The sequence below is a fragment of the Streptomyces africanus genome, from assembly GCF_030816955.1.
Classification (GTDB): Bacteria; Actinomycetota; Actinomycetes; order Streptomycetales; family Streptomycetaceae; genus Streptomyces; species Streptomyces africanus.
This window is the reverse complement of sequence record NZ_JAUSYP010000001.1, coordinates 1,302,320-1,316,343: the sequence shown is the minus strand read 5'-3', so window position 1 is coordinate 1,316,343 and position 14,024 is coordinate 1,302,320. Positions and strand designations below refer to the sequence as shown.

At 71.2% G+C, this 14,024-nt stretch carries 14 protein-coding genes and 1 riboswitch; of the genes, 8 read left to right on the top strand and 6 right to left on the bottom strand.

The window, feature by feature from the left end:
* Positions 1–4: 4 nt before the first annotated feature.
* The 6 genes from QF034_RS06250 to QF034_RS06225 all read left to right on the top strand — a co-directional run bounded on the left by QF034_RS06250 (position 5) and on the right by QF034_RS06225 (position 5,865).
* Positions 5–967, top strand: a complete 963-nt coding sequence (locus tag QF034_RS06250; protein ID WP_307173995.1) for a DUF881 domain-containing protein — start codon at positions 5–7, stop codon at positions 965–967.
* Between the two features lie 61 nt (positions 968–1,028).
* Entirely contained in the window at positions 1,029–1,982 is a 954-nt protein-coding gene (locus tag QF034_RS06245) for a zinc-ribbon and FHA domain-containing protein (RefSeq protein WP_307173994.1), read from the top strand.
* A gap of 52 nt (positions 1,983–2,034) precedes the next feature.
* Positions 2,035–2,769 (top strand): transcriptional regulator FtsR, encoded by a 735-nt coding sequence (ftsR, locus tag QF034_RS06240; RefSeq protein WP_307173993.1) that lies wholly within the window; start codon positions 2,035–2,037, stop codon positions 2,767–2,769.
* Between the two features lie 84 nt (positions 2,770–2,853).
* Positions 2,854–3,327, top strand: a complete 474-nt coding sequence (locus tag QF034_RS06235; RefSeq protein WP_003988851.1) for a bifunctional nuclease family protein — start codon at positions 2,854–2,856, stop codon at positions 3,325–3,327.
* Between the two features lie 317 nt (positions 3,328–3,644).
* Positions 3,645–4,328, top strand: coding sequence for a MerR family transcriptional regulator (locus QF034_RS06230; RefSeq protein ID WP_307173992.1), 684 nt, complete (start codon positions 3,645–3,647; stop codon positions 4,326–4,328).
* Positions 4,329–4,461: 133 nt separating this feature from the next.
* Positions 4,462–5,865, top strand: coding sequence for a DNA polymerase IV (locus QF034_RS06225; protein WP_307173991.1), 1,404 nt, complete (start codon positions 4,462–4,464; stop codon positions 5,863–5,865).
* 15 nt (positions 5,866–5,880) lie between these two features.
* On the opposite strand, the gene QF034_RS06220 is transcribed toward QF034_RS06225, so the two are convergent.
* The gene (locus tag QF034_RS06220) at positions 5,881–6,255 is read right to left on the bottom strand and encodes a PRC-barrel domain-containing protein (RefSeq protein ID WP_086564051.1); all 375 of its coding nucleotides are present in this window, start codon (positions 6,253–6,255) and stop codon (positions 5,881–5,883) included.
* Between the two features lie 113 nt (positions 6,256–6,368).
* A riboswitch (glycine riboswitch) is annotated at positions 6,369–6,464 on the top strand.
* Between the two features lie 177 nt (positions 6,465–6,641).
* Here QF034_RS06220 and gcvP point away from each other — a divergent pair.
* Positions 6,642–9,527 (top strand): aminomethyl-transferring glycine dehydrogenase, encoded by a 2,886-nt coding sequence (gene gcvP, locus QF034_RS06215; RefSeq protein ID WP_307173990.1) that lies wholly within the window; start codon positions 6,642–6,644, stop codon positions 9,525–9,527.
* A gap of 51 nt (positions 9,528–9,578) precedes the next feature.
* Here gcvP and QF034_RS06210 read toward each other — a convergent pair whose 3' ends face one another.
* From QF034_RS06210 to QF034_RS06190, 5 genes are all read right to left on the bottom strand, one after another.
* Positions 9,579–9,998: a TOBE domain-containing protein gene (locus QF034_RS06210; protein WP_307173989.1), complete on the bottom strand. Its 420-nt coding sequence runs from the start codon at positions 9,996–9,998 to the stop codon at positions 9,579–9,581.
* A 26-nt stretch (positions 9,999–10,024) separates the two neighbouring features.
* The gene (locus tag QF034_RS06205) at positions 10,025–11,101 is read right to left on the bottom strand and encodes an ABC transporter ATP-binding protein (RefSeq protein WP_307173988.1); all 1,077 of its coding nucleotides are present in this window, start codon (positions 11,099–11,101) and stop codon (positions 10,025–10,027) included.
* Positions 11,102–11,118: 17 nt separating this feature from the next.
* Positions 11,119–11,937, bottom strand: coding sequence for an ABC transporter permease (locus tag QF034_RS06200; protein WP_307179813.1), 819 nt, complete (start codon positions 11,935–11,937; stop codon positions 11,119–11,121).
* Between the two features lie 8 nt (positions 11,938–11,945).
* Positions 11,946–12,749 (bottom strand): molybdate ABC transporter substrate-binding protein, encoded by an 804-nt coding sequence (gene modA, locus QF034_RS06195; RefSeq protein ID WP_307173987.1) that lies wholly within the window; start codon positions 12,747–12,749, stop codon positions 11,946–11,948.
* A 154-nt stretch (positions 12,750–12,903) separates the two neighbouring features.
* Positions 12,904–13,299 (bottom strand): TOBE domain-containing protein, encoded by a 396-nt coding sequence (locus QF034_RS06190; RefSeq protein ID WP_307173986.1) that lies wholly within the window; start codon positions 13,297–13,299, stop codon positions 12,904–12,906.
* Between the two features lie 128 nt (positions 13,300–13,427).
* On the opposite strand from QF034_RS06190, the gene QF034_RS06185 reads away from it, so the two are divergent.
* Positions 13,428–14,024 carry a DUF1707 SHOCT-like domain-containing protein gene (locus tag QF034_RS06185; RefSeq protein ID WP_370880770.1) on the top strand — a complete coding sequence of 199 codons (597 nt, stop codon included), beginning with the start codon at positions 13,428–13,430 and terminating at the stop codon, positions 14,022–14,024.

The following is a 14,024-nucleotide window of genomic DNA, read 5'->3' as shown; positions in this document are numbered from 1 at the left end:
GCCGATGAGCGAGCACGACGACAAGCGCCCCGAGGAGAACGGCGGGACGCGCGCGGACCAGCGTGACGGGAACGGCGAGTCCGGGAACCGGCTGCGCAAGGAACTGCCCCAGGAGGTGTCCGCGCCCGTGCCGGCGGCCCAGGACGCCTCTGAACCAGAACCCCAATCGGAACCGGAGCCGCAACCGGAACCGGAGCCGGAACCGCAGGCGCCTCCCGGGCCCGGTCCCGAGTCCGAGCCGCGGCTGACCGGTCGGCAGCGGCTGGTTCAGGGGCTGTGGCCGCCGCGGGTCTCACGGGCCCAACTCATCGTCGCTGTGCTGCTGTTCGGCCTCGGGTTCGGGCTGGCCGTGCAGGTGGCCTCGCACAGCGACAGTGACAGCGCGCTGCGCGGTGCGCGTCAGGAAGACCTTGTCCGGATTCTCGATGAACTGGATGACCGTACGCAGCGTCTTGAGGACGAGAAGCAGGGCCTCGAGAAGCAGCGCGACGAGCTGGAGAACAGCTCGGACCAGGCCGAGGAGGCCCGGAAGCAGACCGTCGAGAAGGAGAGGCAACTCGGCATCCTGGCCGGCACCGTGGCCGCGCAGGGGCCTGGCATCACCATGACCATCGAGGACACCAAGGGGACGGTCGAGGCGGACATGCTGCTCGACGCGGTCCAGGAGCTGCGCGCGGCGGGTGCCGAGGCGATACAGGTGAACGGCGTGCGGGTCGTCGCAGGCACGTATCTGACGGATTCCGGCAAGGGCGTGAGCGTCGACGGGAACAAGATCAACGCGCCCTATCGTTTCAAGGTCATCGGCAAGCCGCAGGATCTCGAGCCGGCGCTCAACATCCCCGGAGGCGTGGTGCAGACTCTCGAGAAGGAACAGGCCACGGTCACCATCGAGCGGTCGACCAAGATCGTCGTGGACGCCTTGCGGGCGGTGAAGCGGCCTGACTACGCTCGGTCGTCCTCCCAGTGAACCGGGGGTGCATGGGCGAGGTCGGGCGAGGGCATGAGGTTGCGGGGGGTCGGCGCACCGAATGGGTGGTGCGTGGTGGAAACTGTCTGGTGCAGACGGACGTTGTCAGGATGTCCGGGTCGGCCAGAGTGTTCAGTCAGGGTTCGTCCTGCCCCACGGGCGGGTCTGTTTCGGTCAAGGGGAATCGCCCGTGAAGTTGTTTGCGAAGTTGTTCGGCAAGAGCGCGCGAGAGAGCAGCGACAACGCGACGGCTCGCCATCGCGCACAGCCTGACGCGGAAGGCCAGCGGCCGCTGTTCCGGGACCAGGTCGGTGGCCCGGGCGGTGACGTTTCCGGAGGTCAGGGCGCGCCGTCGGTTGACCCTGCGCAGTCCGGAGGCATAGGTTTCGGGCAACCGCCAACCTCAAGTGCGGGTGGAGGGTTTTCCGACCCGCATGCGTCCAATGCCCCCGGTGGGCAGCCGCGGCAGGAGGATCCGATGTCGGCCCTGGTGTGTACGAGGTGCGGTAACCGCAACGCGGAGAACAGCCGCTTCTGCTCCAACTGCGGCGCGCCGCTGCGGGCGGGTGCGGCGGCGGAGCGTCCGTCCGAGACGACCTCCACGATCTCCATTTCCGGTCTCGAGGCCTACGACAGCGAGACCACCGGCCAGACGCCGATGCCGACGCTGTCTCCCGAGGCGCAGGCAGCCGTCGACGCGCTGCCGCTGGGTTCCGCGCTCCTGGTCGTGCGCCGCGGGCCGAACTCGGGCAGCCGCTTCCTGCTGGACGGCGATCTGACCACGGCCGGGCGTCATCCGCAGAGCGACATCTTCCTGGACGACGTGACGGTCTCCCGGCGGCACGTGGAGTTCCGCCGAGGTCAGGACGGCTCGTTCACGGTGGCCGACGTGGGCAGCCTGAACGGCACGTACGTGAACCGCGAGCGGATCGACCAGGTCGCCCTGAACAACGGCGACGAGGTGCAGATCGGCAAGTACCGGCTGGTCTTCTACGCCAGCCAGCGGGGCTACTGACCGGATTCCGTCCGGGGAACCCCTGCGAAGGTCCGTCCGTCAGGGAAGGTCCATGCTTCAAACACCGAGCGGCGGTGCCGGACACGGCGCCGCCGCCACGGACAGGCTGATGAGCATCGGCACGGTGCTGAACGTGCTGCGCGACGAGTTCCCCGAGGTCACCATCTCCAAGATCCGTTTCTTGGAGGCGGAGGGGCTCATCGAGCCACAGCGGACTCCGTCGGGGTATCGCAAGTTCAGCGCCCATGACGTCGAGCGCCTCGGCCATGTCCTGAGGATGCAGCGGGACCACTATCTGCCCCTCAAGGTGATCCGCGAGCATCTGGAGGCCATGGAGCGCGGCGAGGCCGTCCAGCTGCCGACGCTGGGCCGCCAGCGCGACGCCGAGAGCGTGCCCGAGTCCCCCGAGGCGCCTACGGCGGCCAGGATCGGGCGTGAGGAGCTGCTCGCCGCCGCCGGCGTCGGCGAGGAGGAGCTCGGGGAGTGGGAGTCGTACGGGCTCGTCACGCCCCTGGAGGACGGGGTGTACGACGCTGAGTCGGTCACGGTGGCCTCGCTGATCGCCGAGCTGGGGCGGTTCGGGATCGAGCCACGGCACCTGCGGGTGATGAAGGCCGCCGCCGACCGCGAGGCCGGGCTCGTGGACCAGGTGGTGGCCCCGCTGAAGCGGCACCGGAACCCGCAGACCAGGGCTCATGCGGAGGCCCGCACCAAGGAGCTGGCGGGGCTCACGGTGAGGCTGCACGCCGCGTTGGTGCAGACGGCGCTGGGTGTGCGGCTGCCCTGAGGCGACCGGTCGTGGGCGACCGGAACAGGCGCCCGTTCCGGGCCCGACTACCCAAACATCCCGAGCACGGCCTAGGGTTGCTGTGTGAACGAGCTCGATGTCGTAGGTGTCCGGGTGGAAATGCCCTCCAACCAACCGATCGTGCTGCTGCGTGAAGTGGGAGGCGACCGTTACCTCCCCATCTGGATCGGACCGGGGGAGGCGACGGCGATCGCCTTCGCCCAGCAGGGCATGGCTCCGGCGCGGCCGCTGACCCACGACCTGTTCAAGGACGTGCTGGAGGCCGTCGGCCAGGAGCTCACGGAAGTGCGCATCACGGACCTGCGTGAGGGCGTCTTCTACGCGGAGCTGGTCTTCGCCAGCGGCGTCGAGGTGAGCGCCCGGCCGTCCGACGCCATAGCGCTGGCCCTGCGCACCGGAACGCCGATCTACGGCAGTGACACGGTGCTCGATGACGCCGGTATCGCGATCCCGGACGAGCAGGAGGACGAGGTGGAGAAGTTCCGCGAGTTCCTCGACCAGATCTCCCCGGAGGACTTCGGCAGCAGCAGTCAGTGAGCTCCGGATTCCGGTGAGAGCCGGATGACGGGGAGTGCCAGAGGCCAGTGAGGCTTGTGTGGGGCGGCCCGGCGGACGATGTGGTCCGCAGCAGGGTCGCCCGCCGTGTGTGACGGGTGAAATGCCCGCATGTGCCGGAGGCGACTGAGAGCGTCACGCGGCCCGCATCGGAGGCATTCGGCTAGCCTTTCCCCGCGGTGGGGCACGGGAAACCACTCTTAGGGTGATTATCACTCGGCGTGGCGAGTGTGGCGATCGTTGACGCACCCCGGGTGACTGCCTACCGTCGAGAAGGCAGGTCAAGGACGGAGGTCGGCGTGAGAAGCAGCGGCGACGGTACGGCTGGGGGTGGCCCCGAGCGCAGTCTCAGGGCGAGCGGTCCGTACCCTCCCCCGGGCTCACGGCTCCGCCCGAGCGGGGCGTGTCCCCAGCCCGGCGACGTGGCTGATCACGTTCCGCAGCGACCGACGGCTGTGCCGAGCAGCGGAGGGGCGACGTCCATGGCGTCCGAGCAGATCGGCTATCGCGGCCCCACGGCCTGCGCGGCCGCCGGTATCACCTACCGGCAGTTGGACTACTGGGCCCGCACCGGGCTCGTCGAGCCGAGTGTGCGTCCCGCCTACGGGTCCGGGACGCAGCGGCTGTACAGCTTCCGGGACGTCGTCGTCCTGAAGATCGTCAAGCGCTTCCTCGACACCGGGGTGTCGCTCCAGAACATCCGCACGGCCGTGCAGCACCTCAGGGAACGCGGTTTCCGTGACCTTGAGCGGATGACCCTGATGAGTGACGGAGCGACGGTCTACGAGTGCACCTCGCCGGACGAGGTCCACGCGCTGCTCCAAGGGGGCCAGGGCGTCTTCGGGATCGCTGTGGGCGTGGTGTGGCGGGATGTCGAGAGCGCGCTGTCCCAGCTGCACGGGGAGCGGATCGACACCGGCGAGACCCTGGTCGGGTCCAACCCGGCGGACGAGCTGGCGCGGCGGCGGAACCGGGCCGTCTGAGCCGTCCGGCAGCGTGGTGCTCCCGGGTCATTCCAGGCGGGACGTTTCCGCGCCGGGCTGCAAGCGGTTTCTCCCGGGGGTGTCGGGGCAGTTGTCCGGGGCGTTGTCAGTGGCGTAGGGCAGCATCGGAGATGTGAGAACCGCGCCTACGATCCTGCATCTCGACATGGACGCCTTCTTCGCCTCGGTGGAGCAGGCGTCCAAGCCGAGTCTGCGCGGGAAGGCCGTCGTCGTGGGCGGGCTCGGGCCGCGGGGTGTCGTGGCCACGGCGTCGTACGAGGCCAGGGTCTTCGGTGTGCATTCGGCGATGCCGATGGGGCAGGCGCGGCGGCTCGCGCCCAACGCCGCCTACCTCGTGCCGCGCTTCGGGTTCTACAAGGCGATCAGCGAGCGGGTGATGGAGCTGCTGCGGGCGCTCTCGCCGCTGGTGGAGCCACTGAGCCTGGACGAGGCGTTCGTGGACCTGGAGGCCGGGGGAGCGGCCTGGGACGAGCAGTCGGCGCGGCTGGTCGGGGCACAGCTGCGCGCGGAGATACGGGCCGCCACCGGGCTCACGGGGTCGGTCGGGCTCGCCGCCTCCAAGATGCTCGCGAAGATCGCCTCGGAGCAGGCCAAGCCCGACGGGCTGGTGGTGATCGAGCCGGGGACCGAGCGGGCGATGCTCGGACCGATGTCGGTGCGGACGCTGCCGGGGGTCGGGCCGGCGACGGGCGACCACCTGCGGCGGGCCGGGATCACCACGATCGAGGAGATCGTCGAGGCGGGCGAGGACGAGATGGTCCGGCTGCTGGGGAAGTCGCACGGGCACGGCCTCTACGCCATGGCGCTGGCGCGGGACGACCGGCCTGTCGTGGCGGAGCGGGAGGCGAAGTCGGTGTCGGTCGAGGACACCTACGACGTGGACATCCACGACCGGGTGCGGGTCGGTCTGGAGGTGCAGCGACTGGCCGACCGGTGCGTGCGGCGGCTGCGCGGGGCCGGGCTGTCCGGGCGGACCATCGTGCTGAAGGTGCGGCGGTACGACTTCTCGACGCTCACGCGGTCCGAGACACTGCGCGGGCCGACGGACGATCCGGGGGTGATCCGCGAGGCGGCGGCCCGGCTGCTCGACTCGGTCGACACCACGGGCGGTGTGCGGCTGCTCGGGGTGGGCGTCAGCGGGCTCGCCGACTACACGCAGGAGGATCTCTTCGCGCAGGCGGCGGGGGAACGGACGGAGGCAGAGGGGCCCCTCGAGGAGGACGCCGTGGCGCCGGCCGAGGAGCAGCCGACGCTCGCCGAGCGGCGGTGGGCCGCCGGGCACGACGTACGGCACGCCGTGTTCGGGCACGGGTGGGTGCAGGGCAGCGGTCTGGGGCGGGTCACCGTGCGGTTCGAGACGCCCGGCTCTGAGCCCGGGCGGGTGCGGACCTTCCGGGTCGACGATCCGGACCTGGAGCCGGCGGATCCGTTGCCGCTGGTTTTATCGGGACCGGAGGAGAGCCGTGGGCCGGAGGGTGGGGCCGGAGCTGTGGGGGTGCGGTCCGCTGTCCCGTAGGCGGCTTGCCGGGCTTCAGGCCGTCTCGTCCGTGCCCGCCAGCTTGCCGAAGTGGTGGTCGGGGAGCGGGGGAGGTGCGGCGACGTCGAGGCCGTAGTGGTGGTAGAGCTGGAGCTCCTGTTCGGGAGAGAGGTGGCGGCCCACGCCGAAGTCGGGGGCGTCCTTGATCAGGGCACGGTCGAAGGGCACGTGGAGGGCGCCGTCGATCAGTTCACTGGGTTCGAGGGGGACGAAAGCGTCCCTGCTGAACAGGCCGGTCCGTATGGCCGCCCACTCCGGCTCGCCGGTGGCGTCGTCGAGGTAGACCTCGTCGATCGTGCCGATCCTGGTTCCGTTGCGGTCGAACGCCTTGCGGCCGATCAGGTGGCGTGGATCGATATCGGTTCGCACGGGCCCTCCACATGGTCGCAACTCATCCGTAAGCCCTACAAAACGGCACAATCGGAGAGGCGGCCACTCGAAGGTTCGTGCGTGGACCGCGCTGGTAGGCTGGCAGCGGCTGCTGACCCCGTGCGGGAGAGTCCTCCAGACACCATCGGAGGCGCCGAAGGAGCAAATCCTCCCCGGAATCTCTCAGGCCCACGTACCGCACGGACGAGGTCACTCTGGAAAGCAGGGCGGGTGTCGACGGCTTCCGCTCTCACCGACGGTGAAAACCGGAGGCCTTCGGGCGATCCGGTGAAGCTCTCAGGTTGAGATGACAGAGGGGGAGGCCGTCCGGGTACCCGTGCCGTGGTGCCCCTCGAAGGTCGTGTCAGACCAGGAGGCCTCCGCAAATGACCGCCCATCGCATCCCGCTCTCCGAACTCGAAGAGGCAGTTCCCTTCGAGCAGCGTCACATCGGCCCCGACCACGAGGCCCGCGCCAAGATGCTCGCGCAGGTCGGCTACGGCTCGCTGGACGAGCTCACGGCCGCCGCGGTCCCGGCCGTGATCAAGAGCGCCGAGGCGCTGGACCTGCCGGGCGCCCGCAGCGAGGCCGAGGTGATCGCCGAGCTGCGCTCCCTCGCCGACCGCAACCAGGTCCTCGACTCCATGATCGGGCTCGGGTACTACGGCACCTTCACGCCGCCCGTCATCATGCGCAACGTCATGGAGAACCCGGCCTGGTACACGGCCTACACGCCGTACCAGCCGGAGATCTCGCAGGGGCGGCTCGAGGCGCTGCTCAACTTCCAGACCATGGTCGCCGACCTCACCGGACTGCCCACCTCCGGTGCCTCCCTGCTCGACGAGGGCACCGCGGCCGCCGAGGCCATGGCGCTCTCGCGGCGCCTCGGCAAGAACAAGAAGGGCCTCTTCCTGGTCGACGCGGACGCGCTGCCGCAGACCATCGCCGTGATCCGGACCCGGGCCGAGCCGACCGGCGTCGAGGTCGTCGTCGCCGATCTCGGCGAGGGCATTCCCGCAGAGATCGCCGAGCGCGAGATCAACGGCGTGCTGATCCAGTACCCGGGCGCCTCCGGGGCCGTACGCGACATCAAGCCGGTCATCGACCAGGCCCACGAACTCGGGGCGCTCGTCACCGTCGCCGCCGATCTGCTCGCGCTGACGCTGCTGAAGTCGCCCGGTGAGCTCGGCGCGGACATCGCCGTCGGGACGACGCAGCGCTTCGGTGTGCCGATGGGCTTCGGCGGTCCGCACGCCGGTTACATGGCGGTCCAGGACAAGATGGCGCGCAGCCTGCCCGGGCGGCTCGTCGGCGTGTCCGTGGACGCCGACGGGAACAAGGCCTACCGGCTGGCGCTGCAGACGCGTGAGCAGCACATCCGCCGCGAGAAGGCCACCAGCAACATCTGCACCGCCCAGGTCCTGCTCGCCGTCATGGCCGGCATGTACGCCGTCTACCACGGGCCGGAGGGCCTCAAGGGCATCGCGCGGCGCACCCACCGGTACGCCACGGTGCTCGCCGCCGGCCTCGCGAACGGCGGGGTCGAGGTCGTGCACGGGGCCTACTTCGACACGCTGACCGTGCGCGTCGAGGGCCGGGCCGCCGACGTCGTGGCCGCCGCGCGGGAGAACGGGGTCAACCTCCGTCTCGTCGACGCCGACCATGTCTCGATCGCCTGCGACGAGACCACAACGCGCAACCAGCTGCGTGCCGTATGGGCCGCCTTCGGGGTCGACGGTGTCATCGAGGCGCTGGACGCGGCCACCGAGGACGGGCTTCCGGACGCTCTGCGGCGGACCGACGAGTACCTGACGCACCCCGTCTTCCACCAGCACCGCTCCGAGACCGCCATGCTGCGCTACCTGCGCCGGCTGGCCGACCGCGACTACGCACTCGACCGGGGCATGATCCCGCTGGGTTCCTGCACCATGAAGCTCAACGCGACCACGGAGATGGAGCCGGTCACCTGGCCCGAGTTCGGCCAGCTGCACCCCTTCGCGCCCGCCGAGCAGGCCGGGGGTTACCTCACGCTCATCCGTGAGCTGGAGGACCGACTCGCCGAGGTCACCGGGTACGACAAGGTGTCCCTCCAGCCGAACGCCGGGTCGCAGGGCGAACTGGCCGGTCTGCTCGCCGTCCGCGGGTACCACCGGGCGAGCGGGGACGAGCAGCGCACCGTGTGCCTGATCCCGTCGTCCGCGCACGGGACCAACGCCGCGAGCGCGGTGATGGCGGGCATGAAGGTCGTCGTCGTGAAGACCGCCGACGACGGTGAGATCGACGTCGAGGACCTGCGGGCCAAGATCGAGCAGTACCGCGACGAGCTGGCGGTGCTGATGATCACGTACCCGTCCACGCACGGCGTGTTCGAGGAGCACGTCTCCGAGATCTGCGCCCAGGTGCACGAGGCGGGCGGTCAGGTCTACGTCGACGGGGCCAACCTCAACGCGCTCGTGGGGCTCGCCAAGCCGGGGCACTTCGGCGGTGACGTCTCGCACCTGAACCTGCACAAGACCTTCTGCATCCCGCACGGCGGCGGCGGTCCCGGCGTCGGGCCGGTGGCGGTGCGGGAGCACCTCGCGCCGTACCTGCCGAACCACCCGCTCCAGCCCGAGGCGGGCCCGGAGACGGGGGTCGGCCCCCTCTCCGCGGCGCCGTGGGGTTCCGCCGGCATCCTGCCGATCTCCTGGGCGTACGTCCGGCTCATGGGCGGCGAGGGGCTGAAGCGGGCCACGCAGGTGGCGGTGCTCAGCGCCAACTACATCGCCAAGCGCCTGGAGCCGCACTACCCGGTGCTCTACACCGGCCCCGGCGGGCTGGTCGCGCACGAGTGCATCATCGACCTGCGGCCGCTGACCAAGGCGACCGGGGTGAGCGTCGACGACGTCGCCAAGCGGCTGATCGACTACGGCTTCCACGCGCCGACGATGTCGTTCCCGGTGGCCGGGACGCTGATGATCGAGCCGACCGAGTCGGAGGACCTGACCGAGCTGGACCGGTTCTGCGAGGCGATGATCGCCATCCGTGCGGAGATCGAGAAGGTCGGCTCCGGCGCGTGGCCCGCGGACGACAACCCGCTGCGGGGCGCTCCGCACACCGCCGGGACGCTCACCGGGGAGTGGGAGCACGCCTACAGCCGTGAGGAGGCCGTCTTCCCGGCCGGGGTCTCGGTCGCCGACAAGTACTGGCCGCCGGTGCGCCGCATCGACCAGGCCTTCGGCGACCGCAACCTGGTCTGCTCCTGCCCGCCGCTGGACGCGTACCAGGACTGACCGGCCGGATCGGTCGTAGGGGAGGGGCTCCGCGGTGCGGGGCCCCTCGCGTCATTCGGCGGCGAGGGACACCTCGGTCGACTTGATCAGGGCGACGACGGGGGTTCCGGCCGACAGGGCGAGGTCGTCCGCGGCGTCCCTGGTGATCGCGGCGGTCAGTTCGCCGCCCTCGACGGTGACGCGCACGGACGCCATCGCGTCGCCGGTGGCGATGCCCGTGACCGTGCCGGGGAGCCGGTTGCGGATGGACAGGCCCTCGACGGGGGCGGTGGCCAGCGAGACCTCCGTCGACTTCACCAGGGCGCGCACTGCGGTGCCCGGTGTGAGACCGAGGTCGTCGGCCGCCTCGCGGGTGATCGCCGCGGTGAGGGCCTGGCCGCCGGTGAGGCGGACCCTGACCGTCGCCATGGCCTCGCCCGGCGTGACGGCGGTGACGGTGCCGGGAAGCTGGTTGCGGATGCTCAGGCTCATGGGTGCACGGTAGCCCGGCGAGTTCCTCATGCCGGGTATGCGTGCGTCTGCGTCGCCTTGACCGCCGCCCATACCGGGGCGCCGGGATGCAGGTCGAGTTCGGCCGCGGCGACCGTGGTGAGGTCGGCGGTCAGGGCGAGTTCGCCGGTGAGGTCCGCGCGGATCTGGTCGCCGTGCGTCTCCAGCCCGGCGACCTCGCAGCGCCACAGGTTGCGGGCGCTGGAGCCGGTGGGGCGTTTCCGATACAGCGTCACGGCGCCGGGCGGGAACGCCACGAAGGCCGGGCCGGAGAGCTCTTCCGTGGTCGTGATGGCCGGGCCCGCGTCGAGCCGGACGGTGTGGCCCTCGGCGCGTCCCCGGTAGAGGTTGAGGCCGACGAGCCGGGCGATGTAGTCCGTGCGGGGGTGGCGGGCGATGTGGGAGGGCGTGCCCTCCTGGACGACGTGGCCGTGCTCGACCACGACCAGGCGGTCGGCCAGCACCATGGCGTCCAGCGGGTCGTGCGTGACGAGGACGGCCACGGCCTCGAACTCGGCGAGGTGGCGCCGGAGCTGGGCGCGCACCTCCAGGCGGGTGCGGGCGTCGAGCGCGGCGAGGGGTTCGTCCAGGAGCAGCAGCCGGGGCCGGGTGGCCAGGGCCCGGGCCACGGCCACGCGCTGGGCCTGACCTCCCGACAGGCGGCGGGGCTTGGCGCCGGCGTGGTCGGCCAGGCCCATCCGGTCCAGCCACTCGGCGGCCTGGGCACGGGCCTCGGCCTTGCCGGCGCCCCGGCAGCGCGGCCCGAAGGCGACGTTGTCCAGGGCGGTCAGATGCGGGAAGAGCAGGTAGTCCTGGAAGACGACGCCGACCGGGCGGGACTCGGGCGGCGTGGCGTCCAGTGGGGTGCCGTCCAGCCGCAGGTGGCCCGAGGTGAGAGGGGTGAGCCCTGCCAGGGCGCGCAGGGCGGTGGTCTTGCCGGCGCCGTTCGGGCCGAGCAGGGCCACGACCTCTCCCGGGGCGGCGGCGAGCGTGATGTCGAGGCGGAAGGTGCCGCGCTGCACGACGAGGCGGGCGTCGAGGCCTTCGGCGAGGACGCCGGTCGTGGTGCCGTCGAGGTCGGTCATATGCGTTCGTCCAGGGGTCAGGAGGCCGTCATCCAGCGGTCGCGCAGCGCCGCCAGGACCGCGATGGACACCGCCAGCAGGACCAGGCTGAGGGCGATCGCCGCCGCCGGGTCGTTCTGGAGGGCCAGGTAGACCGCCAGCGGCATGGTCTGGGTGCGGCCCGGGAAATTGCCCGCGAAGGTGATCGTCGCGCCGAACTCGCCCAGGGCCCGGGCCCAGGCCAGTACGGCTCCGGCCGCGATGCCCGGCGCGATCAGCGGAAGGGTGACCCGGCGGAACGCGGTGAAGCGGGAGGCGCCCAGGGTCGTGGCCGCCTCCTCGTAGCGCGGGTCGGCGGCCCGCAGGGTGCCCTCCACGCTGATCACGAGGAACGGCATCGCCACGAACGTCTCGGCGAGGACGACACCCGTCGTGGTGAAGGGCAGGGTGATCCCGAACCAGGAGTCCAGCCACTGGCCGATGACGCCGCCTCGCCCGAAGGCGAGCAGCAGGGCCACACCGCCCACCACCGGCGGCAGCACCAACGGCAGCGTCACCAGGGCCCGTACGAAACCCCGGCCGGGGAACCGGGTGCGGGCCAGCAGCCAGGCCAGGGGCACGCCGACGACCAGGCTCAGGCCCGTCGCCGCCGTGGCACAGACGAGCGACAGCCGGAGTGCCTCCCACACCTCGGCGCTCGTCAGCTGTTCGGGGAGGCTGCGCCAGGGCGCCCGTACGAGCAGGGCGATCAGGGGCAGGAGGAGGAACGCCAGGCCGATCAGGGCGGGCACCAGCAGGGGCGCCGGCACCGACCGGGTCCTGCCGCGGTGGCGATCGCGGCGGGGCCGGCTTTCCAGTGTGTCGGTCACGGCTTGAGGAACCCCGCCTCGGACAGCGCCTTCCGGCCCTCGGGGGACCGCACCAGTGCGACGAAGGCCTTCGCCGCCTTGGGGTTGGGGGCGTTCTTGAGCAGGGCGATCGGATAGTCGTTGACGGCCTGGGCCGACTCGGGGAAGTCCACGCCCGCCACCTTGTCACCCGCCGCCCGCACGTCGGTCCGGTAGACGACGGCGGCGTCGGCCTCCTTCAGCTCGACCTTCGTCAGGGCGCTCTTGACGTCCTGCTCGTACGAGACGGGGGTCAGCTTCAGGCCGCCGGCGTCCAGGGCCTTCTGGGCGGCGGCACCGCACGGCACGCTCTTGTCGCACAGGACGACCTTGAGGCCGGGCTCGGTGAGGTCCTTCAGGGAAGAGACGTGGTCGGGGTTGCCGGGCGGCGTGGCGATCTCCAGCCGGTTGCGGACGAAGGTGACCGGCGTGCCCGCCGCGTCCTGCTGGTCCGTCACGGTCGCCATGGTCTTGGTGCTGGCGGCGGCGAAGACATCGGCCGGGGCGCCGCTGGTGATGCCGGCGGCGAGGGTGTCGCTGCCGCCGAAGTTGAAGGTGACCTTCGTGCCGGGGTGCTGCTTCTCGAACGTCTTGCCCAGAGCCTCGAAGCTCTCCTCCAGGGAGGCGGCGGCGAAGACGGTGATCGTGCCGGAGGGTTTCGCCGGGGAGGAGCCCTTGTCCGAGCCCGTGGCGGAGGAGCAGGCGCTCAGCGTCAGCAGCGCGGCTGCGGACACACCGGCGACCTGGAGGATCCGGCGTTTCCGGTGCGCGGAACGGGTCATCTGGGGGCCACTCCCTCGGTGCGCGGGGGAGGAACCCGTAGGGCTCCTCCGATACGTCGATCATACTGACGCATCTGCGAGGGGGAAGTCTGCTGTGGCTTCGCATGAGCCAGGGCGAGCGGGCCATGGGGTGTGTATGTGCGTTACTACGGGCTCAGACCCGGTCGATATGGACGTTCGTCGACTTCACGCGGGCCGTCGCCTCCATACCGACCTCCAGGCCCAGTTCCTCGACGGCCTCGCGGGTGAGCAGGGAGACGAGGCGGTGCGGGCCGGCCTGGATCTCCACCTGGGCGGCGACGTCACCGAGCTTGATCGCGGTGACGATGCCGGGGAAGGCATTGCGGGCCGAGGTGTACGGGGTGTCCTCCTCGGCGGTGCCGGACCTGGCGAGTTCGACGGAGAACGCGGCCAGGTCCCGTCCGTCGATGAGCCGCCGCCCGGCCTCGTCGCGGTGGGTGGTGATGCGGCCCGCGTCCGCCCAGCGCCGGGCGGTGTCCGGGCTCACGCCGAGCAGCCGTGCTGCCTGGCCGATCGTGTAGGACTGCATGCCGGTCACGATAGGGGCGCGCGGCGGGAACGGCGGATGCGGGGTTGGCCGTTGGGTATAACGCGATATAGCGTTAGTCGTCGAATGGGTGGGCCGGGTGCCGTGCCCGGGGAGATCGGGGTGATGTGATGGCGGGGGACCTCTCGCGTACCGGTGGATCGCCCGAGGTGAGGGCCTCGCATGCGGACCGGGACCGGGTGGTGGACGTCCTGCGCGTCGCCGCGGGTGACGGCCGGCTGACCTGGGAGGAGCTCGACGAGCGCCTGGAGGCCGCGCTGTCCGCCCGTACGGTGGGCGAGCTCGCCGTGCTGACCGCGGATCTGCCCGAGGGATCGGGCGGGACCGGCGTCGAGGCGCAGGAGGTCGTCCGGATCGAGCAGGAGGGGTCCTCGACCCGGCGCGGTGACGGCTGGGTGGTGCCGCGGCGGCTGGAGGTCCGGTCGGCGTGGGGCGAGGTGACGCTCGACTTCACCGACGCGGTGATCACCCAGGACACGCTGGACATCGACCTGGACATGCGGGCCTGCTCCCTGAAGCTGCTGACCCGGCCGGGAGTTGTGGTGGACACCGGCGGGCTGGTGACGAACTACTCCCAGATCAAGGCGCGTGGGGCGGCCGACGCTCCGGTCGTGCTGCGCGTGCGGATCACCGGCGAGATCAACTACGGGCAGATCGTGGTGCGTCCGCCCCGCCGGGGCCTCGGCCGGCGCAGAGCGAAGGGCTGA

Coding starts and splice junctions, on each gene's coding strand:
- QF034_RS06205 (WP_307173988.1), bottom strand. CDS start 11,101: ATGACCGACCTCGACGGCACCACGACCGGCGTCCTCGCCGAAGGCCTC.
- ftsR (WP_307173993.1), top strand. CDS start 2,035: ATGCTTCAAACACCGAGCGGCGGTGCCGGACACGGCGCCGCCGCCACG.
- QF034_RS06250 (WP_307173995.1), top strand. CDS start 5: ATGAGCGAGCACGACGACAAGCGCCCCGAGGAGAACGGCGGGACGCGC.
- QF034_RS06210 (WP_307173989.1), bottom strand. CDS start 9,998: ATGAGCCTGAGCATCCGCAACCAGCTTCCCGGCACCGTCACCGCCGTC.
- QF034_RS06185 (WP_370880770.1), top strand. CDS start 13,428: ATGGCGGGGGACCTCTCGCGTACCGGTGGATCGCCCGAGGTGAGGGCC.
- QF034_RS06190 (WP_307173986.1), bottom strand. CDS start 13,299: ATGCAGTCCTACACGATCGGCCAGGCAGCACGGCTGCTCGGCGTGAGC.
- gcvP (WP_307173990.1), top strand. CDS start 6,642: ATGACCGCCCATCGCATCCCGCTCTCCGAACTCGAAGAGGCAGTTCCC.
- modA (WP_307173987.1), bottom strand. CDS start 12,749: ATGACCCGTTCCGCGCACCGGAAACGCCGGATCCTCCAGGTCGCCGGT.
- QF034_RS06245 (WP_307173994.1), top strand. CDS start 1,029: ATGGGTGGTGCGTGGTGGAAACTGTCTGGTGCAGACGGACGTTGTCAG.